This window comes from Exiguobacterium sp. QJM3NY_9 (assembly GCF_056173545.1).
The window spans coordinates 300827-320571 of the sequence record NZ_CM149679.1; the positions used below are offsets into that span (position 1 = coordinate 300827).

Consider the following 19745-nt stretch of genomic DNA (forward strand, 5'->3'; position numbering starts at 1 on the left):
AGCTGTTTCAAACCCTTAGCGTAAAGAAGCTGTATTTTGTTCCTGTTCTTTTTGTTCCATATGGACAGCATGCTCTTTTCCCCATTGATTCATTGCGTTGAGAATCGGCATAAGTGTCCGACCATATTCTGTTAACGAATACTCGACGCGTGGTGGTACGACCTGGTAAATCTCACGGTGTACGATGTCGTTCATCTCAAGTTCTCGGAGTTGTGCGGTTAACATTTTTTGCGTAATGTTCGGCAGATTCCGTTTCAATTCACTAAAGCGTAACGTACCGTGGACCATCAAGACCAGTAAAATTGACGGCTTCCACTTTCCTGTTATAATCTCAAGCGCGGTATTGACGCGACAAACGGGTGTCTCTTGCATCAATGTTCCTCCTTCGTAGTATCTTTTTAGATACTATACCACTTTTTTGTGTCTACTTCCTTTTTAATTTGTCCTGCTTGATAATGAAGGTATGAACTTACTTTAGGAGGAAACAGACAATGACAATTCATTCAGAGATTACACTTGGTCCTGTCAAGTTACGGATTACGAGCCTTGAACAATCGCTTTCATTTTACCGTGATCTACTCGGACTAACGGTACTCGAACAGACAGGAAACACAGCGACGCTTGGTGCGAAAATGACACCACTCGTCGTGCTGGAGGAACAGAAAGATGCACGACGTCTCGCACCCAATTCAGTCGCGGGACTGTATCATTTCGCGATTTTATTGCCAAGTCGAAAAGAACTTGGTTTCGTCATCCGCAACTTGATTGCAAATGACGTTGATCTTGGTCAAGGCGACCATCTCGTCAGTGAAGCGTTTTATTTATCCGATCCGGACGGGAACGGGATTGAGATCTATGCCGATCGTCCACGGGAGACGTGGACTTATGAAGCGAATGGTGAAATAAAGATGGCGACGAATCCTGTCGATTGGCAAAGCATGCTCGTTGAGGCAGGAGAAGAAGACTGGTACGGAATGCCGGCAGATACGGTCATGGGTCATGTCCATTTCCATGTCAAATCACTCGAAGCTGGACGCGCCTTTTATGTCGACACGCTTGGTTTTGAAGTGGCGACCGATGCGTCACGGATGAAAGCCTTATTTGTTGCAGCGGGTGGTTATCATCACCACATCGGGATGAACCTGTGGGCAGGAGCGGACGCGCCAAAGGCACCGGGTGACGTCGTCGGACTGGATTATTGGACGCTCGTTTATCCAAGTGCATCCGTGTTAGAAAAAGCGGTTGCTGCGATTGATGCTTCGCTCTACCAAGTAGAACGGACGGAAGACGCGGTGTACGTCACGGATGATGCCGGCATTACGGCACGACTGGTTACGAAATAATGAAAAATGGACCTTCTCAGTGGAGAGGGTCCATTTCAGGCTATAGACAAAGTGCCATCGGGAGATAAGCGTCTGTTTTCGTTGCTTTCCTCGGGCGAGGCGCAAGCCGTTGCTTTTTGATCCTCACGGACAACGAGCAGGGTCTTGCCTGCCTCTGAAAGTGCGTTAAGAACGCACTTTTTCCCGTAGGAGTCAACGAAACGTGACGCTTTTCAGGTAATATCGTGACAGAAATCTAGTCATGCAGACAGGGTAGCGCGAACGGATTGCTTCTCGATACCACATGTACACGCTGAATGGACCTTCTCAGTGGAGAGGGTCCATTTTTGTCAGTTAACTTTGTCCGGATAAAGCAGACGGGGCATTGCCATCGTAACGACTGACGAGTTCATACGGTCGGACGGTATAGAGGGCATGCGGCAGGTAAACGGGATTCATCGCATCGAGTGCGCGGATTTGGAAATGCTCACGTTTGATATAGGTGTCGACGTTCTCACGCGTGACAGGGAAGAAGCCGACGTCCGTCGTCTCGCCTTCTTGTGCTTGCAATTCACCGCTGACGTACGTCCCGCGGAAGGCGACGCAGATGATGTGACTTGATATATTTTGATAGATGCCGGTAATGCCGTCGATCGTGACGTCAACACCGGTTTCTTCTTTGACTTCACGTTTGACGGCATCGAGAATCGATTCATTGTTTTCGACTTGTCCGCCCGGTAGCTCATACGTGTCGCCACGATGGAGGTTGCGGACAAGCAAGACTTCACCAGCATCGTTCGTGATGTAGGCGGTGACGCTGACGATTGCACGGGGTGGTGTGTAGACACCTGTCGCCGTCATGAAATCTTCCGTCGATTTGATGTAGAGGTTTTTCCCGAGGCGGGCGCGTTTCTTCATCGCTTCCCGGCGTAAGGCACTGTTGCGGACATCACGGTCGACTTGCTCATAGTGCTCGCGATCGCGATATTCCCAAATGGCGATGACTTCATCTTCCGATTCCGTCACCCAGCGACCGACGAGACGGGCACCGTGACTGATTTGTAGGGGAAAGAGATAGGTGTGAAAGAACTCGGTAAATTCCTGTAGTCGTTCCGGGCGAATCGTATAGGTCTTCCGGCGATGTAACATGAAAATTCCTCCTCTATCATACAAGCAGATATACGTTCAGGTTCTTTATTACACTTCTCTTATAGTAAGCGGATTCCCTTCTTTTTCAAACGAATCGAGCACAACAAAAAAACGACTTCGCGGAGAGCGAAGCCGTTTTTGGGATTAAGCGATATCTCGTTCTTTTTTGTCATCAAGGATTGATGTATGGCGTTTGATGGCATGGACCATTTTCGCGATCGCACCGTCCCCTGTGACGTTTGCTGCTGTACCGAAGCTGTCTTGTGCGATATAGAGTGCAATCGCGAGGCTGACCATTGTCTGGTCAAAGCCGAGCATGGAAACGAACAAGCCGGTTGCGGCCATGACTGCACCACCGGGAACGCCTGGTGCTGCAATCATCGTCACACCGAGGGCGAGAATGAATGGGAAGATCGCACCGAACGTGACCGGCATGTTGTTCAAGTAAAGAATCGCGATGACGATTGACGTCAACGTGATCGTCGAACCCGCAAGGTGGATGGTCGCACAAAGCGGAACAACGAAGTTTGCGACTTCTTCATCGGTGTCATTTGCTTTTGTCTGCCGTAGCGTGACAGGAATTGTCGCTGCGGAAGATTGTGTTCCGATGGCTGTGAAGTAGGCAGGCATCATTGTTTTCAAAAGACGGAACGGATTCTGTTTATTGGCGATACCGGCAATCGTATATTGTAATGTAATCATCACGAAGTGAAGAACGAGGATGACGACGAAAACGAGTGCGAACACAGAAAGAATTTCTGCGACTTGACCGGCATATGTCATGTTCATGAAAATTCCTGCGATGTGGAACGGGAGTAATGGAATGATGACTTTGCCGATAATCAGTTCGATGATACTACGGAAATCAATCGAGAGTTCAAGCAGACGTTCGCTTCTAGTTGCTGCGATTCCGATTCCGAAGACGAAGGCCATGACAAGAGCTGTCATGACGCCGAAGACAGGCGGAATTTCAACTTCCATGAAGCCTTTTAAAAGTGCTTCTTCCGGGTTCTCCATGTTTGCGAATGAACCACTGAGCATGCGCGGGAACAAGTTGACTGCTGTACCATATGCGAGTAAACCGGCGACGACTGTCGAGAGATAAGCGATGAGAGCTGTGATTCCGACAAGCTTTCCAGCGCCTTTTCCAAGTTCACCGATACCCGGAATGATGAAACCAAGGATGATTAAGGGTATAGCGAATGATAAGAACTGACCAAAAATCCCATTGAATGTGACGAAAGAACGGACAATCCAATCGAAGCGTTCGGTGACGAGGCTACCCACTATAATTCCAAATGCGATGGCGATGACAATACGACCGAGCAGACCAATTTTAAACTTCAAACCAATCATCCTTTCTTAATAATGAAATTGTCTAACTGAATTGAAGCTATTTTCGCACATCTAAAATGGCATTACTACAGCGTTTTAATCATTCTGATTATTCGAAATATAGAAATCGGTTGCATGATTTTATGCAATAAATACTTCAACGCTTTAGTACAGCCACTTTACAGTGCGTGTCTGCATCAACTTATGAAAAAATTAAAAGGTAAAATAGTTTTCCACTCAAAATACTTTGTGAACAAAGATTACTCAAAAACGTCAAAATCAGGCATACTCTCTGTATAGAGAAAAAAGGAAGTGATGAACTAATGGATATCATGGCACTCGTCCGCCTGGCCGGAGGAATCATGTTTACTCCGCTATCGGATGATGTTTTGATGATGGGATATACAGCGTTACGAATCAAAGAAGGGGTACATCCGGTCCTCATATGGCTCGCTGCGTGGCCAATTTTTTTCATTTCCTTCGCGTGGTTTTATTTACTCGCCCGTTTCTTCCGTGAAATTCCACTCGTCAAGAAATTCATGAAAGTAAAGTTTTTGACACGGGCAGAAGAGATTTTAGATCGTCGTGGTTTGTGGGCGATCGGGCTCTCGTTCTTTTTACCAGGGGTACGTCATCCCATCCATTATGTTGCAGGATTGCTTGCATACCCACTTCCACGATACCTCGGGATGACGTTTTTAGCCGCCGGTTTATATACGGGTCTTTGGACATTTGTCATCGTTCGGATTGGTCAAGCCGTGACATGGTCGGAGCTTTGGGAATGGATTATGACGAATCCGAGTATGATCTTTATTATCCTTGCCGTCATATTAATCATTGCGGGTGCCTCCATCGTACATGCGAGACGGCGACACCGCCTCGAGAAAGAAGAAGCAATCGCTGAGTGAACAAGAACACGGGGGAGCACTCTCCTGATAACTTAAAACACGATAGACAACGTGCTATCGGGAGATCAAGCGTCTTTTTTCGTTGCTTTCCTCGGGCGAGGCGCAAGCCGTTGCTCCTTAGTCCTTACGGACAACGAGCAGGGTGCCTGCCTCTAAAAGTGCGTTGAAAACGCACTTTTACCCGTAGGAGTCAATGAAATGTGACGCTTTTTAGGTAATGCCGTGATGGAAATCCGGGCATGCAGACGGTTTAGAGCGCAATCCATCTCGAATCGCTTTGAATACGAGGCGAGACAGGGCAGCTCGAACGAATTGCATCTCGATATCGCATGTTCACTCTTCATAAGCGTTTGTCTAAACGCCGAAAGACACGTTCGCCGAGGCGGAACGTGTCTTTCGTTTGAATAAAGTTGATTAAGTGAACTTACGCGTTTTGACGTTTGCGTGCCACGACGATTCCAGCTGCACCGAGTGCAAGACCGAAGAGTGCAAGTGCACCTGTTGTTGCGTTGTTGCTTGTGTCGCTCATGCCGCCGTTACCTGTGTTCGGCATTGAACCTGGTGTACCGTCCATGAATTTCTCAGGAGATTGCATGACGATCGCGTTACCGAGGTTTTCACCGACACCGTACATGTAAGCATATGACTCGCGGAACGTGTCGACTGATCCTTTGTAGTCGCCTTCCGTGTACTGCATGAACGTGTCTTGGACATATGTTTCATGGCCAGCGACCGCTTCAGTTGCTGCTTTCGTCGGAAGGTTTTCTTCCGTTGCTGCTCCGAGGAACGCACCGAAGTCGTTCGTGAACATTTTGAGCATGTCTTGTGCGTCACCCATCATTTTTTTATCATCGTTGATGGCTGCTGTGACAAGGTTCGCTTGTGCTTCGATGTGGTTTTTCGTCCAGACTTGCTCGAACTGATCCGCACCGGCTTGACCGTAGATCGATTTGATTGCGGCTTTGAAGTCAGCTGTGTGCATATCTTCCGCCCAGTTTGCAGCATCGTAGTCTTTCGCTTGATCGACGCCTGCCGTCATGCTGAGGTTCGCAAGAGCGACGTGTTCAGCAGCAAGGCTGTTGAGTGTTGACCGGAGGTCAGCGGCTTTCGTATCAGCTTTCGAGTTATCGAATTTCTCAGGCATCTGTGTTGTGATGGCGACTGAGAGTGCTTTCGAGATGTCATACATGCGGCTGTATCCTTCACGGAACGTGTTGTACGATCCTTCGTAGTCGCCTGCTGCATACTCTTGGAATGTTTTATAGACGTCCGCTTCGTGAGCACGAAGGACTTCTTCAGCTGCTTCCTTCGGAAGTTCGCCTTCTGTCGCAGCGTCGAGGAATGTCGAGAGATCCTGGACGAATTCTTCTGTCTCGGCTTTCGAAGCGTTGATGCCTTCCTGGTCATCCGCTTTGACGGCTTTGACGAGGTCCGTTGTGTATTTGTTGTGGTCGACGAAGATTTTTTCGAATTGTTTCGCGCCTTCGTCGCCATAGACTGAAGCGATTGCCGGTGTCATGTCGAGTGCGTTCTGTTTGAGTGCTGCTTCATAATACTCAGCATCTTTTGAACCGTCATATTGTTTTTTCATGTCCATGACAGCAAGCACGAAGTGCTCAGAAAGTAATTGGTCGAGTGTCGCACGAAGATCTGCTGCTTTCGTTTTGACCGTGACGTTTTTTGCTTTGTCCTCATGCATCATCGTATCGTCCGATGCGCCGCCTGATGCGAACGCTGCCGTTCCTGGTAATACGAGTGCTGCTGCCATTGCTGATGCTGCGAATTTTTTAGTGTGTTTCATTTGTAATCATCCTTTCAAATTTGGGTTTTATTTTAACCAATCTGGTAATTCGTTTCCTCATCGTTCTGAACAGCATACGCACCCGGATTTCGTTTGGATTTAAAAAAAGCAAAAAAAGTGAAATCTTTTTTAAGTCATTTGCGGAATCTATGAAAAAAGACTCCAGTATGTGTGCATTTTCTTCATAGGGACTACGCAGAAACAACACCGGATTGGCAAGAATTCGCCATAGTGTGTTAAAAGTTGGCTTGATGTAACCGCTTATAATTAAAGGCGTGTTCACATGTGGGACATATATAGGAAAGAACGGGGGATATGATCATGAAAGAACGGGATCAAGCTTCGCGCGTGCGGCAGAGCTGGTACCAATCGATGTGGCGGTGGCATTTTTATGCAGGCATTATTTTTGCACCGATTTTTATCATACTTGCCGTCACAGGATCGATTTACTTATTTAAACCGCAACTGGAGGACATGTTGTACCGTGACATGATCTTCACAGAAGAGACAGGGCAACGTTTGCCGCTCGAAAATCAAATGCAGGCTGTGACAACTAAGTATCCGGAAGTAAGTGTCACTTCAATTGGCCAGTTTGCAGAGGCAGACCGGACAACACGGATTGGCGTGACGTTCAAAGAGGAGTCGGGATATGTCTATGTTGATCCATACACGGGTGAAGTGACGGGGAAACGGCTCGGGGCAGGGCCACTCGGCTTTATTAAAACAATTCATGGGGAATTGTTTGCTGGGAAAGCCGGAAATCTTCTCGTCGAACTTGCAGCGAGCTGGGCAATTATTTTATTGGTGACAGGAACGTATCTCTTTTGGCCACGAGGGAAAACCGGGAGCTTCAAGCGTGTATTTTTTCCGTCCTTCAGACAGAAAAACGGATCACGTAATTTTTGGAAGGGGCTTCATGGTTCAGTTGCCGTCTGGTCAACGATCGGATTACTCGTGATCATCGGTTCCGGACTCGCATGGTCGGGTGTCGCAGGTCAGTGGATCAATACGATTGCGACGAAAGCCAATTCGAACTATCCACAGTTTGCGTACGGACCGGATGAAAGTATGGCGTCAAAAATCGTCACGAAGGACATTGCGACGGATATTCCTTGGGCGACACAAAACGACGTCGTTCCGAGTTCGGGACCAGCGCGACCGTTGACACTGTCTGTGACAGAAGTCGCGGCTGAAGCGAAACAGTTAGGGATGGGACGCCCGTATCAAATTACACTTCCACAAGGGGAGACAGGGGTCTATACGTTATCCTCTCTTCAAAGTGCGCCGACCAAAGAAGCGACGATTAATCTCGATCAATATTCGGGAACGGTCTTATCCAATGTCTCTTATGCAGACTACGGACTCCTCGCGAAGGGCATTACGCTTGGGATTGGGTTTCATGAAGGACGGTTGTTTGGTTTCTTGAATCAACTCGTCGGATTATCACTGTGTCTAGGATTAATCTTCATCGTCGTCAGCTCATTTGTTCTATGGTGGAAACGCCGAAATGGTGCGGGAAAACTAGCGCCACCAAAACGGGCGAGTGATCAACGCGTGCAAAAAATCGTTGCCGGCTTGATTGTAGTGATCAGTTTGACGATGCCACTCGCGGCACTGTCGGTCATGACGATTCTCGTACTCGATTTCTTGATTTTCACGCGTCGACGTAAAGGAAATAAGGAGGCGGCAGCATGAAACGATTCGTATTAACAGGTTTATTCGCCAGTAGTATGGTGTTACTGGCCGGCTGTCAGTTCGAGACAAAAGCGGCTGCGCCTGCGATGAAAGTCGGACTTTACGCACCGGAGAAAATCGCAGCAGACACGAACACGACGGTCGCGCTTGAAATTGAGAACCCACAAGCCATCGATCAGGTGCATGTTCAAGTTACGCCAGTAGGAAGTGACGAGACAGAAACGTATATGGCAGAACAGAAACAGGGACATTATGTCAGCAGTATTCCCTTTAAAAAAGCCGGTGTCTATCTCGTCAATGGTATGGTCCATGTCGGTTCGCATGTCTACACACCAAAAGCACTCGTTCAAGTGGGGGATGTGTCAGAAAAAGAGCTCGAGGCGGCACAGAGCTTATTGAAACAGGCCGTACCGGCAGGGGAACAGACGGATCATCATGGACATCATTAATGGGAAATAAGGACTTCGCTGCCGAAGTCTTTATTTTTTTGGAAAAAATATTAAAAATCAAAACTATTTGTGAACTTCTTACGTTATCTATGTGTAGTCCAAAAAAATAAAGGGGTGTTTACAAGATGAAAATGAAAAAGTCGTTTCTCGCAGTTCCACTCAGTGCCGCATTGTTGATTCCGGCAGCTGGCGTCAGTGCCCATGGTCATGAAGATCACAGCAAGATGGCCAGCTCCGGAAACATGTCTCTCGATGTTTCTTCACCAGCGTCCGACCTCCGGGCGACACTCGATCAGCTTTTATCGGAACATGCCTACCTCGCAGTCGTTGCAATGCAAAAAGGGATTGATGGGGCGGATGATTTTGATCAAGCAGCAGGTGCACTGAATCAAAATGCGGATGATCTCTCGGCAGCCGTCGGATCAGTTTACGGGGATGAAGGCGGAGAAGCCTTTAAAGAAATTTGGAAAAGTCACATCGGTTACTTCGTCGATTACGTCAAAGCAACAGGAGCGAAAGATGAGGAAGCAAAACAAAAAGCGCTCGATGACCTCGATTCGTACCGCGTCGAACAAGCAGCCTTTTTGGATAAAGCGACAGAAGGACGATTGAAAGCAGCTGATCTCGAAGGTGGCTTAAAAGTCCACGTCACCCAACTCTTGACGTCGTTCGACAGTTACGTTGCAGGTGATTATGACGCCACGTACAGCAATTTGCGAAAAGCAATCGAGCATATGTACATGGTCGGGGAAGGATTATCCGGTGCAATCGTCGATCAATACCCGGATAAATTTGAAAATACGAAAGTCGATACACCCGCAGCCGATTTACGTGCTGGTCTGAACCACAACTTCTCGGAACACGCGGCACTCGCAATACTTGCGATGCAAAAAGGGATTGAAGGAGCAAAAGACTTTGATGCCGCAGCCGGTGCACTCAGTGAAAACACGGACGACCTGACAGCATCAATCGGCTCGGTCTACGGTAGTGATGCAGCGAAAGAATTCAAAAAAATCTGGTCGAGCCACATCGGCTACTTCGTCGACTATGTCAAAGCAACGGGGGCGGAAGATGAAGACGCACGTGACATGGCCGTCAAAGAGCTCGACGAATACCGTGTCGAACAAGCGGCTTTCCTTGATGCAGCAACGGAAGGTCGCCTGAAGTCAAAAGACCTGGAAGAAGGCTTGAAGATGCACGTTGATCAATTGTTACTCGCCTTCAATAGCTACAATGAAAAAGACTACGATAAAACGTACCCGGCAATCCGTGAAGCTTACGGTCACATGTACGGAGTCGGTGAAGGAACAGCGACAGCAATCGTCGATCAATTCCCGGATAAATTCCAAGGGACGCCAGCAAGCATGCCGAACACAGGTCTTGGTGGAGCCGCTGAAACTCAATCGTCAGCCGGTATCTTATGGTCACTGTTCGGAATCGCTGCTGCTTCAATCCTCGGATTCTTTGCACTCCGCGGTCGTCGTGAACAACAATAAGCCGTCTGACGGAGATGACTCAAAAAAGTCGCCTGAAGCGCGTGCGTTCTTTTAGACGAGAGGAGGGTGGCGGATGTAACGTCGGCCACCTTTGTCTCTGTCAAGACTGACGTTTAGGTCAGTCGCATTAGATTGCAGCCTCAGTGATTTTGAAGGGTTCAAGATTCGTTCCTACTCCCGCATTCTTCGGAAAACGAATCTCTGTTAGAGGACGGTCACTAGAATAGAAATCAGGAAAGGAGGAGGAACAATGAAACGAACCAGCGGCGTGGTAGTAGTACTCGTCTTCGTCGTCTTCATCGCTCTCATGACAACAGAACTGCATGCGGCGGCATTTGAACATCTGTTGCAGGATCCATTGACATCGAGCGAAGTCATCCCGGTCGAAGATCGTGCAGTCGAGCCAGGTATCGTCCCGCGTATCTTACCGTGGATCGTCAGTAGTCTATTGCTCAGTGCCTTCGTGACGTTCCTCCTCCTGCGACGTAAACCAAAGCGTTAAATGAAAGCACGATCCGTTTCTCAGCCACCTGCGGCTGAAGAAGCGGATTTTTTTTGAATTGGATATGCGGTGGTATTAGGCACGCCGCAAAAACAAACACATCGATGCCTGATTTTCGGCGACATCCCATCGGAAGAACTCGGTATACTGTAGAAAAGAAGGAGGCGATCGTATGGAGGACCATCAAACAGAAGAGTATTATGCGGCACTCGTCCGCCGGGATGCGACCTATGAAGGACGGTTCTTCGTCGGCGTCAAGACGACGGGCATCTTTTGCCGTCCGTCCTGTCCGGCCCGGAAACCGAAACAGGAGAACTGTGAATTTTACAAGACGGCGAAAGAAGCCTTACTCGCTTCATATCGCCCGTGCCTGCGCTGTAAACCGTTGTCGCACCCCGGTGCGAGTGACATCATCAGCCGTCTTGTTGCCGCTGTCGAAGCGACACCGGAAAAACGTTTTAAGGAGGCCGATTTCCGGGAACTTGGACTTGATGCGTCAACGGCGCGCCGCCAATTCAAAAAACGGTTCGGGATGACGTTCGTCGAGTATGCCCGCTCCCGTCGGATGGGACTGGCGATGAAGGAAATCCGGACCGGGAAACCGGTCATCGAGGCCCAGCTCGCAAGCGGCTACGAATCGAGCAGCGGCTTTCGGGATGCCTTCGCCAAAATCATGGGGGAGACACCGAAACGCTGGGACGGGACCTACCTGCAGGCGAAATGGCTCGATACGCCACTCGGTCCGATGCTTGCGATTGCGGACGACGCAGCCCTTCACTTGCTTGAATTCGTCGATCGCCGGGGACTGGAACGGGAAATCGAACGGCTTCGTCTTGCGGCACGTGCCGTTATCGTCCCGGGTGAATCGGTCATCTTTGAGCAAATCAAACAGGAGCTGGCCGACTATTTTGACGGGAAACTGAACCAGTTCGCGACGCCGCGCAAACTGTACGGGACACCCTTCCAGCGTCGCGTCTGGGCCGAGTTGGAGCGCATTTCATCCGGGGAAACGATTTCCTATCAAGAACTTGCCATCCGGATCGGTAATCCGCTTGCCGTCCGGGCCGTCGCCCGGGCGAACGGTGCCAATCAACTGGCACTCGTCATTCCGTGTCACCGCGTCATTCGGACAAATGGAGACTTAGGCGGATATGCCGGTGGGCTCGCCCGGAAAGCGACGTTACTCGAAACCGAGCGACGAAAGGACTTGATTTTACATGGCACTGATTAAAGATGTCTTCTCGGACGACTGGCTCGACCGCCTGAGTCGGGCGCTGGATGCGCCGCGGCTGCAGCAGGACATTAAACGAGTCGACTGGGACGAACTCGCCTTCAAACAACGGGTCCGCCGGATTTCGACGTCGCTTGGATCGTATGTGCCACGTGAATTTGACTTGGCAGCGACAGAACTCGAACGGCTTGCCCCGGACTTCACAGGACTCGCCGGGATCGTGTTTCCCGACTATATCGAGCTCTACGGCGACGACTGGGACCGGGCGTTACTGGCACTCGAACGGCTGACGCCGTATTCGACGGCGGAGTTCGCCGTCCGGCGGTTTTTACTGACCGACCAAGACCGGTACCTGCAACAAGCACTGCTCTGGAGCACGTCGGACGATGAACATGTCCGGCGCCTGGCATCGGAAGGGACACGACCACGCCTGCCGTGGGGACAGGCGATCCCGTCGTTGATCGCCGATCCGCGTCCCGTCCTGCCGCTGCTCGACCGGTTGCTGACCGACGACTCACTTTACGTCCGCAAGAGTGTCGCCAATCACTTGAATGACATCACGAAGACCCATCCGGAACTTGTGATCGAACGACTTGATCAGCTCGGAAACAATCCGCAGACGGATTGGGTGTTACGTCATGCTTCGCGGACCTTGCTGAAACAAGGACACCCGAACGTCCTGCAGGCATTTGGTCTCGTGACACGGGGGACGGTCACGGTCGATGATTTGACGGTGACACCGTCGCTGCCGATCGGGGGCGAGCTGTCATTTACGTTTAGCCTCGCGACGACGGAACCGCAAGTCCTTCGCATTGAATATGCGATTGACTATGTCAAAAAGCGGGGAATGAGTCAAAAGGTCTTTCGGATTAGTGAACGACAGGTGACTGGACGGGAGACGTTTACGAAACGGCAATCGTTTCGGAACTTGACGACACGCGTCCACTATTCGGGGACGCATCGTGTGACCATCTTGATTAATGGGCAAGCTTACGCAACGGCAACGTTTGACGTGACAGGGGAGGAATGAAGATGAACGGACGCCATCCTGACTTTACGACGTCCCGCTTACACATCGAAGCAGTGGATACGACAGACGGCTGTGTTTGGACATTGGACCTGCGGGACAAGCACCAACAGGTTGCGACAATGCAGTTAGCCGGTCAGCAACTCAGCTATGACGCAATCGATCCGTCCGACGCCGCCGGCTACATTGAAGAAGCCTTGACGGTCATCACGGCCTATTTAGCGCGGACGCTGTTGTTACCGTCCGTCACGGGTCGCGGCGGGGAAGCCGCTGTCTGGGAGAAGAGTGGATTTAAGAGAACGGATGATGGATTTTTGTTAGCCTTGACGCACTAAATGAAAAAGGGGACAACACCTACCGCGGATTGCGGCGCGCGTTGTCCTCTTTTAAGGTTCCGAGATGCCGTTCGCGAGCAGGAGGAGATAAACCCAAATCACGAGCGGGAGCAGCAACATCAGATTGGCGAGCAAACTGAAAATCTTGATGACGGTGTTTTTCAACCGGAGCGCGATCAGGAGTGACATCACATAGCCGACGCCGACGAGCGAATATAGACTGATCGGGACCCAAAGAATCATGTTCGGGAACGTCCGTCCGTTCAGTCCGAAAAATAACAGGAGACTGACTAAAAAAAGAGGATGAACGTCAGGATAAGTGAGCGGTATTCCTTCGGTTGTGACGTCAAGTGGCATTTCTCCTCTCTATTTTTGACTGACGGGGAGATCAGACCAACCGAAATGGGCGCAGATCGCTTCGGCACTTGCAACGGCGGAGCGTCCTTCCGTATCGAGCCGCAAGTAATTCGGGTACGGCAGTTCGCCTGGCAAGGAGGACGTTCGGTAGCCGTGTGCCGTCTCGAGCAGGTCGTTTTCGGAAGCGGCGAGATCACGTTTCGTAAACTTATGGGCAAGGCGGTTTTCCGTCTTGTTCCGCGTGAGACGTGTTGCGACAGAGGCTTCGAGTTCGACGATATAGACGTCGGCACCCGCCTCTTCAAACAATGCGACCGTCTCGTCGATGAACTCAATCCCCCCGCCTTCGACCCCGAACAGGCAGAGGAACGTGAAGAGGACACCTTCAAGATCACTGACCGCCATCTCTTTGAACATCTCCCGGCGGATTAAGTCTTTCAGTCTGTGATGGGCGGGCTTTGAAAAATCAAAATAGGGCAACAACAAATCAATCGTCTGATGGTTATGGAATAACTTCATCCCGGTCAATCGTTCGAGTTCCTGACCGATCGTCATCTTTCCGACGGCCTGAGGACCGAGCAGCAAAACAAATTTCATCGAAAGACCCCGTTTCCTTTTTTTGTTAGATTACCACACCCGTTCAGCACGTTGTAATTAGAACGTTTGTTCGCTTTGTAGTATAAGGGGAGTAAGAACTGTTGGCGTTTTAGGACCGAATGGAGGTCATTGCTCATATGGAACATTGGAAGATGGTACAAGGATATGAAGGGAGTTATCAAGTGTCGACGTCGGGAAATGTTCGTTCGCTCGACCGGATTGTCGAGACGAGCCGTGGCGTCAAGCAGCGGCGCACGGGTGTCGTCCTGCGCCCGCGCATCAATCAGGAGGGTTACCGGAAAGTGACGTTGTATCAGCATGGGCGCGGTGAACGGTTTTACGTCGGTGAACTTGTCGCACGGGCGTTTCTTGACCCGACCGCCTGTCAGGAGCGTCTCGTGCGGGCAGACGCTGACCGCTTGAACGACCACATCGATAATCTGTCGGTCAAGCCTTCGCCGAGTCAAGCCTATGCTTCCTTGCTCGCTGAATTCGATCTGCTGTTGACGGACCATGTCGAATTGTCGGCGTGGCAGATTCGGGAGATCCGGCGGCGCTACCGGGCGGGCGAAGCATCGATTCGAAAGCTTGCGCTCGTGTACGGGGTGACTGAAAACCGGGTCCGCAATATCATCGATAAGAAAGAGGCGCGGTATGTCATGTAGGCAAAAGGAAAGGGCAGTCCGAAGAAAATCGGTCTGCCCTTTTGGTTGAAAAAAAGTAAGGTGTCGTTAGCCGGCAAGTGGTAAGTACGGCGTGATTTGGCTCACCGTCAGTTGGAGGAGCTGTTGCGTTTCCTCTTTCGGTTCAGACGTGACGTAGATGATTAACGCAGCGGCGACGATTAAAAAGATGACGATGACGAGCCCGATGAAGAAAGGCATTTTACTTTTTCGTTTTTCTTCGTTCATGTCCACAGGTAGTTCCCCCTTTTACGAATTAAACAGATGCATCTGTCATAATGATTCCCCTTTAAGAAAATGGAAAACCTGCGAAACGGCTAGAAAAAGGGTTTCGGTAAGACGATAAAGAAGATATAGACAGAAAAAGCTATTTTTTGAAGGGGTGTCGGTCGGTATGTTGAGTCAGTTCAACCAGTTTCTATTAAACTTTTCCCTTTTGATTACGTCCCTGCTGTTCGCTTTCTTACCGATGCGCAACATCAAACGCATTTCACCGCATTCCTCAATCCGGATCCGGCTTGCCGTCGGATTGATTGCAAGCGTGATCGGGGCACTGCTCGTCTTAAACAGTATCTCCTACGATGGAGCGAAGATTGATTTACGACTCGTCGCGCTCGTCACGGCGTATTATTACGGCGGCTGGGTCAGTGGCGCATTGACGACGGTCGCCGTCATCGGGGCCCGTTTTCTCGTCACGCCACCCGGTGTCTACCAAGGTTTGATTCTCGCGACGCTGATTTGTCTTGCTTTACTCGTCACGGCAAGTATTTACCGTCGCTTTGCTGCCCAGACGTTCAAAGACTACCTTGTCCTACTGAGCATCGGGATCGGCTACAGCTTACCGGCCCTGTATTTGTTGACGGATACGTTCATTCGGTTTCTTGAGATGTCATTCGTCTACATCATCTTCAATCTCCTCGGCGGGTACGTGACGTTTCGTTTCCTGCAGGAATTACGGAAACATTTCCAGTTCGTCCAAGCCCAGCAGGAGCTTGCCTTGACGGACAGTCTGACGAATCTCGCCAATCGACGGAAACTCGATGAGACGTTAGCCGACTATGACAAACACGGGTATGCCTTCTCGGTTCTGATCGTCGATATCGACTTCTTCAAGTCGGTCAATGACGAATACGGACATGATGGCGGGGATGTCGTCTTACGGCAACTCAGTCATCTGTTGACGACGTTTTGTCCGGAAACGGGACTCGTCACACGTTATGGCGGCGAGGAATTCGTCGTCGTCCTGCCGGATATCTCGCACCGTGAAGCGGAGCGACTCGGGGAACGGATTCGGACGGCGTGCGCCGATCAACACTTCATCTTCAAACCGTATCCGGCTTTCCATGTCACGCTTTCGATGGGTGTCGCATCGTCCGATCAAGCCAAGACGGCGTTCGAAGTCGTCCAAAAAGCCGATCAGGCGCTGTATCAGGCAAAACAGACGGGGCGCAACAAAGTCGTCGGTTATGATATGACACATAATTAAAAAAAGGCAGCTCCGCGGAGCCTGCCTTTTTCGTGTTGTCATTCACCGACCATGCCGTCGTTATCGTTGTCCCGCATGTACGGATAGAGCCAGTGGTCACTCCGGATCGGCATGCTGAAACCGGCATCCTTCGCTTCCTGGATCGTGACTTGTCCGTTTCCGTTCGCATCGACGCTTGAGACGTCACCGCCTGTTTCCGGCGTCGTGCTTGGTGTCGAAGCGGCAGGCGTTTTCGCCTTCGGTTCAGCTTTTGGTGTTGCTTTTGGCGCTGCCTTTGGTTCAGCCTTCGGTTTACTTTCCGGACTCTCGGTCAGACCGAGCGACGCGTTGACACCATCCGGGTTGACGTTATCGAACTTGTCGACGATGACGTTGCCTTTGATTGTGTACGTGTACTGATAACTCGAAGGAATTTGCGTTTTCGTCGTTTCATAGCGGATGATCGCTTCGAAATTCGTCGCACCACCGGCTTTACGGATAGTATCTTCCATGTAGGCTTGATCGCCGTGGCGATTGAGCGTGCTGTCCTGCGGCGTGATGTTGTAGGCGTTCGAGACACCGCCAAGCGAATCGGCGATGACATGTCCTTCATCAAGATCACGGTGTTCGACACCCGGAACCTTCGCTTCATCATGATAGTAGCGACCGGCTGACGTCACGTCTTCCGTTTCATCATTTTGTAAGGTGATTTTTTTGGCGATGACTTTGACGAGTTGTCCATGCTTGTTCGTAAATGCCCAGTATTCACGGTCCCCGAACCCGATATCGACGACGACGTTCGCCTGACGGTCTCCGGACTGGTCGCCGCCATCAACTTGAATCTGTTTGTATCCGGCGAACGGATCATTGCTGGACGCCGTGACCGAGGGCTTGTCTTCTGTTTCTTTTTGATCCGTTGTCGTGTCTGATTTTTTTTCGGTCGTCTCTTTCGCAACCGGCTCTGCAGGAGGCGTCTCCTGTTTCGCGTCTTCTTTAACGATGTCCGCTGTCGGTTCTTTGACGTCGCTCGTCTGCGGCGTCTCTTCTTTTGGAGCACGTTCCTCTGTCTTCGTGTCTGTCGAAGAAACCGTCTCCTCGTCGCTCGCACATCCCGTCAGTAACAGGGCCGCTAGCGGTAATGCAAGGTACATTCGTTTTTTCAAGCCGCACTCCTTTCACTTAAGCACACCCGTCTGTTTTCTCAACATCCCTGAAGCTGGCGCTAAGCTGATTTTCAATATATAACAATCTTAATATATATTTGGGTGCAATTAAACAAATATGTAAATTTACTTAAGGAATGACGACGTCAATATCGTGACGTGATGCAATCAAGGAAGTTGCATTTCAGGCAAAAGACAATCTGTCCTGGTGGGCAGGACAATAAAAAAACACGCCACTTCACGTGACGTGTTCTCAGATTGAGACGAGTTGCGGGAAAATCTGGTGCCGCTCAAACTCAGCCAGGATGTTCGGTGCAATCTGTTTCCGGACGTCTGCTTCGTCAGCCCAAAGATAGGCGTCGTGTTCGTCCGATAAGCTGACGGCACCGGTTTCCGCCGTACAGAAATAGACGACTAAGATGACTTGTCGGTCCGGGTGGGTCAGAAAGCTTGAGGCATACGCAATCCGGTCGACTGTGACCGTCAAACCGGTCTCTTCCCGGATTTCGCGCAGCAGACTCGCTTCCGGGTGTTCCCCGAAATCAATCTTCCCGCCCGGGCATTCCCAGGTCCCGCCACCTGAGTCGGCAGCGGCGCGCTGGACGATTAACATTTGGTTGTCGTACCGGATGATGCCTTTGACGGCGGTGACGATGGTCGGCATGTGTGTTCCTCCGTTCGCTTGAGCACAACAGGCAGGGGACCTTCCTGTTGGACGAGTTGATTGTTTTTGAGGTAGATTCCTGTCCGTTCCGGTAAACCGTAGCCGGACAAACTTTCAGTCAACGTGAAGGCCCGTTGTAAATTCGCAACTTCATCCCAAGTATCGTAATGGACGGAGAGGACGGCGTCCGGTAAGAGACCGAGCCCTTCAAGGACTAAGTCCCGACCGTCCCGCTGATCGATTGCCGGAATCCGGCACTCGTCCGGTGCGAGTAATGCCCCGGCAGAAAAACCAGCGACCGGGACACCAGAGCGGTACCGTTCTTGGATGACGGCGCCGATTGGCGTGTTGAGGATGTAATCCTGATAACATTCCGTTTCCCCACCCGAGATGATGATGCCTGTGCTTTTGCTCAACTGTTGAAGCTGTCCGTCGGTCGGATGGGGCGACAACGGCAAGTGGAAAAAGTCGGTTATCCCACAGGCGGCTAACGCATCCGTATAAACCGGTGCGTAACTTGAGAAGGACGAACCGGGACGCGGAACATAAAGTAAGGCGACGGGTCCGGGTCCGTCTACACAATCGGCAAACGCGGCACAGAGTGTTGGCGGGAACGGCGGTCCACCGCCGAATAAGAAGAGATGTTGATTGGTCATGGGAAAGACCTCCTTCAAAAAAAGTATTCTTTTATCGTATTAGAAATGTACGACAAAGGGTACCTGTTTATTTTTTGTGATAGGTAGAAAACGGAAAATGAATTACAATGGGAATACCAGGGAAAGTACAGCGAGGAGAGCTGGATATGAACCAAAAGCAGATAAATCGATTTCGCTACCGGGAGTCCGGGATGGGGCAAGGGCAAACGTTCTTCTGGACTAGGGCGACCGGGGAATTGCGATACGAAGAGGACGGGCGGGAAGAACCTAAAATCAAGCGGCTCTCGTTAAAGCAACAAGCGGTGCTTGAACAACGGTTGACGCAAGCAAAGGTAGCCGACTGGAAACCGATTTATGAGACGGAGTGGCTGATTCTCGACGGGACGGACTGGGAAATCAGTTGGAGTGGTCCAGGTGGAGACGGGGCATCTCGCGGCAGTAATGCCTTTCCAGAAGAGTGGGAAGTGCTGCGGGACTGGCTCTATGGACAATGTACAGAAAGCGGGGAGGAAACGAGATGAAAAAAGGGCTGGTCGGACTGATCGTCCTAATCGGGTACACGGTTCCGTTCGTTTATTTTGCATTATTGGAAGATTTCAAAACGGGAACGTTACTTGGTTATTTGCTGTTACTGGTCATGTTTACGGCACTCGCCTTTGTCGGACAACGTTTTAGTCATCTGTTGTTTGTAGTTTTCGGCAATCTCGTGTCTTATTTCGTCTCGGTTTATTTTGCGGGACAGAGGAACGACTTCGGCTGGGACGGGTATTTTAAACCGCTGACAGCAGAACAACTGATTCTGTTTGTCAGTCTGTTGATGCTCATTCCGCAGTTAATTGCGGTGGTCGTCGCGATGTCGCGGGAAGCGAAACGACGGATGAAAAAGCAGATAACTGAATGAGTGGAGGAG

The 19745-nt window shown here is 50.4% G+C and carries 23 protein-coding genes; 13 read left to right on the forward strand and 10 right to left on the reverse strand.

The window, feature by feature from the left end; genetic code table 11:
* Positions 1 to 15 precede the first annotated feature (15 nt).
* Positions 16 to 372, reverse strand: a complete 357-nt coding sequence (locus AC0VYQ_RS01625; RefSeq protein WP_475404074.1) for a winged helix-turn-helix transcriptional regulator — start codon at positions 370 to 372, stop codon at positions 16 to 18.
* A gap of 119 nt (positions 373 to 491) precedes the next feature.
* Between AC0VYQ_RS01625 and AC0VYQ_RS01630 the strand changes: the two genes are divergently transcribed.
* Positions 492 to 1343, forward strand: coding sequence for a VOC family protein (locus AC0VYQ_RS01630; RefSeq protein WP_475404075.1), 852 nt, complete (start codon positions 492 to 494; stop codon positions 1341 to 1343).
* 333 nt (positions 1344 to 1676) lie between these two features.
* Here AC0VYQ_RS01630 and AC0VYQ_RS01635 read toward each other — a convergent pair whose 3' ends face one another.
* Positions 1677 to 2471, reverse strand: a complete 795-nt coding sequence (locus AC0VYQ_RS01635) for an NUDIX domain-containing protein (protein ID WP_475404076.1) — start codon at positions 2469 to 2471, stop codon at positions 1677 to 1679.
* Between the two features lie 144 nt (positions 2472 to 2615).
* Positions 2616 to 3827 carry a dicarboxylate/amino acid:cation symporter gene (locus tag AC0VYQ_RS01640; RefSeq protein ID WP_214802859.1) on the reverse strand — a complete coding sequence of 404 codons (1212 nt, stop codon included), beginning with the start codon at positions 3825 to 3827 and terminating at the stop codon, positions 2616 to 2618.
* Positions 3828 to 4129: 302 nt separating this feature from the next.
* Here AC0VYQ_RS01640 and AC0VYQ_RS01645 point away from each other — a divergent pair, with 302 nt between their 5' ends.
* Entirely contained in the window at positions 4130 to 4714 is a 585-nt protein-coding gene (locus AC0VYQ_RS01645; protein ID WP_475404077.1) for a DedA family protein, read from the forward strand.
* A 424-nt stretch (positions 4715 to 5138) separates the two neighbouring features.
* On the opposite strand, the gene AC0VYQ_RS01650 is transcribed toward AC0VYQ_RS01645, so the two are convergent.
* The gene (locus AC0VYQ_RS01650) at positions 5139 to 6515 is read right to left on the reverse strand and encodes a copper amine oxidase (protein ID WP_475404078.1); all 1377 of its coding nucleotides are present in this window, start codon (positions 6513 to 6515) and stop codon (positions 5139 to 5141) included.
* A gap of 321 nt (positions 6516 to 6836) precedes the next feature.
* Between AC0VYQ_RS01650 and AC0VYQ_RS01655 the strand changes: the two genes are divergently transcribed.
* From AC0VYQ_RS01655 to AC0VYQ_RS01685, 7 genes are all read left to right on the forward strand, one after another.
* Positions 6837 to 8210 (forward strand): PepSY-associated TM helix domain-containing protein, encoded by a 1374-nt coding sequence (locus AC0VYQ_RS01655; protein ID WP_475404079.1) that lies wholly within the window; start codon positions 6837 to 6839, stop codon positions 8208 to 8210.
* The gene (locus AC0VYQ_RS01660; protein ID WP_088836136.1) at positions 8207 to 8659 is read left to right on the forward strand and encodes a hypothetical protein; all 453 of its coding nucleotides are present in this window, start codon (positions 8207 to 8209) and stop codon (positions 8657 to 8659) included. The genes AC0VYQ_RS01655 and AC0VYQ_RS01660 overlap by 4 nt, the downstream gene beginning before the upstream one ends.
* A 125-nt stretch (positions 8660 to 8784) precedes the next feature.
* Positions 8785 to 10155, forward strand: coding sequence for a copper amine oxidase (locus tag AC0VYQ_RS01665; RefSeq protein WP_475404080.1), 1371 nt, complete (start codon positions 8785 to 8787; stop codon positions 10153 to 10155).
* Between the two features lie 250 nt (positions 10156 to 10405).
* The gene (locus tag AC0VYQ_RS01670; RefSeq protein WP_475404081.1) at positions 10406 to 10657 is read left to right on the forward strand and encodes a hypothetical protein; all 252 of its coding nucleotides are present in this window, start codon (positions 10406 to 10408) and stop codon (positions 10655 to 10657) included.
* 172 nt (positions 10658 to 10829) lie between these two features.
* Positions 10830 to 11888, forward strand: coding sequence for a bifunctional transcriptional activator/DNA repair enzyme AdaA (locus AC0VYQ_RS01675; RefSeq protein WP_475404082.1), 1059 nt, complete (start codon positions 10830 to 10832; stop codon positions 11886 to 11888).
* Positions 11875 to 12918: a DNA alkylation repair protein gene (locus AC0VYQ_RS01680; RefSeq protein WP_475404083.1), complete on the forward strand. Its 1044-nt coding sequence runs from the start codon at positions 11875 to 11877 to the stop codon at positions 12916 to 12918. Before AC0VYQ_RS01675 ends, AC0VYQ_RS01680 begins: the two co-directional genes overlap by 14 nt.
* Before the next feature lie 2 nt (positions 12919 to 12920).
* Positions 12921 to 13250, forward strand: coding sequence for a hypothetical protein (locus tag AC0VYQ_RS01685; RefSeq protein WP_475404084.1), 330 nt, complete (start codon positions 12921 to 12923; stop codon positions 13248 to 13250).
* 51 nt (positions 13251 to 13301) lie between these two features.
* Here AC0VYQ_RS01685 and AC0VYQ_RS01690 read toward each other — a convergent pair whose 3' ends face one another.
* Positions 13302 to 13607, reverse strand: a complete 306-nt coding sequence (locus AC0VYQ_RS01690) for a hypothetical protein (protein ID WP_475404085.1) — start codon at positions 13605 to 13607, stop codon at positions 13302 to 13304.
* Between the two features lie 9 nt (positions 13608 to 13616).
* A complete protein-coding gene (locus AC0VYQ_RS01695; protein ID WP_475404086.1) occupies positions 13617 to 14204 on the reverse strand; it encodes a DEAD/DEAH box helicase family protein in 588 nt (195 codons plus the stop codon).
* Between the two features lie 137 nt (positions 14205 to 14341).
* Here AC0VYQ_RS01695 and AC0VYQ_RS01700 point away from each other — a divergent pair, with 137 nt between their 5' ends.
* Positions 14342 to 14869, forward strand: coding sequence for an NUMOD4 domain-containing protein (locus AC0VYQ_RS01700; RefSeq protein WP_475404087.1), 528 nt, complete (start codon positions 14342 to 14344; stop codon positions 14867 to 14869).
* Between the two features lie 66 nt (positions 14870 to 14935).
* Here AC0VYQ_RS01700 and AC0VYQ_RS01705 read toward each other — a convergent pair whose 3' ends face one another.
* Positions 14936 to 15115, reverse strand: a complete 180-nt coding sequence (locus AC0VYQ_RS01705; RefSeq protein WP_239456898.1) for a hypothetical protein — start codon at positions 15113 to 15115, stop codon at positions 14936 to 14938.
* Between the two features lie 166 nt (positions 15116 to 15281).
* Here AC0VYQ_RS01705 and AC0VYQ_RS01710 point away from each other — a divergent pair, with 166 nt between their 5' ends.
* A complete protein-coding gene (locus tag AC0VYQ_RS01710; protein WP_475404088.1) occupies positions 15282 to 16373 on the forward strand; it encodes a GGDEF domain-containing protein in 1092 nt (363 codons plus the stop codon).
* A 38-nt stretch (positions 16374 to 16411) separates the two neighbouring features.
* On the opposite strand, the gene AC0VYQ_RS01715 is transcribed toward AC0VYQ_RS01710, so the two are convergent.
* From AC0VYQ_RS01715 to AC0VYQ_RS01725, 3 genes are all read right to left on the reverse strand, one after another.
* Entirely contained in the window at positions 16412 to 17515 is a 1104-nt protein-coding gene (locus tag AC0VYQ_RS01715) for a DNA/RNA non-specific endonuclease (protein WP_475404089.1), read from the reverse strand.
* Positions 17516 to 17768: 253 nt separating this feature from the next.
* Positions 17769 to 18179, reverse strand: coding sequence for an NUDIX hydrolase (locus tag AC0VYQ_RS01720; protein WP_475404090.1), 411 nt, complete (start codon positions 18177 to 18179; stop codon positions 17769 to 17771).
* Complete coding sequence (locus AC0VYQ_RS01725; RefSeq protein WP_475404091.1) at positions 18122 to 18835, reverse strand: Type 1 glutamine amidotransferase-like domain-containing protein; 714 nt, start codon at positions 18833 to 18835, stop codon at positions 18122 to 18124. Before AC0VYQ_RS01725 ends, AC0VYQ_RS01720 begins: the two co-directional genes overlap by 58 nt.
* 146 nt (positions 18836 to 18981) lie before the next feature.
* Between AC0VYQ_RS01725 and AC0VYQ_RS01730 the strand changes: the two genes are divergently transcribed.
* Together AC0VYQ_RS01730 and AC0VYQ_RS01735 are read left to right on the forward strand one after the other, a co-directional pair.
* Entirely contained in the window at positions 18982 to 19356 is a 375-nt protein-coding gene (locus AC0VYQ_RS01730) for a hypothetical protein (protein WP_475404092.1), read from the forward strand.
* The gene (locus AC0VYQ_RS01735; RefSeq protein WP_475404093.1) at positions 19353 to 19736 is read left to right on the forward strand and encodes a hypothetical protein; all 384 of its coding nucleotides are present in this window, start codon (positions 19353 to 19355) and stop codon (positions 19734 to 19736) included. The genes AC0VYQ_RS01730 and AC0VYQ_RS01735 overlap by 4 nt, the downstream gene beginning before the upstream one ends.
* Positions 19737 to 19745 lie beyond the last annotated feature (9 nt).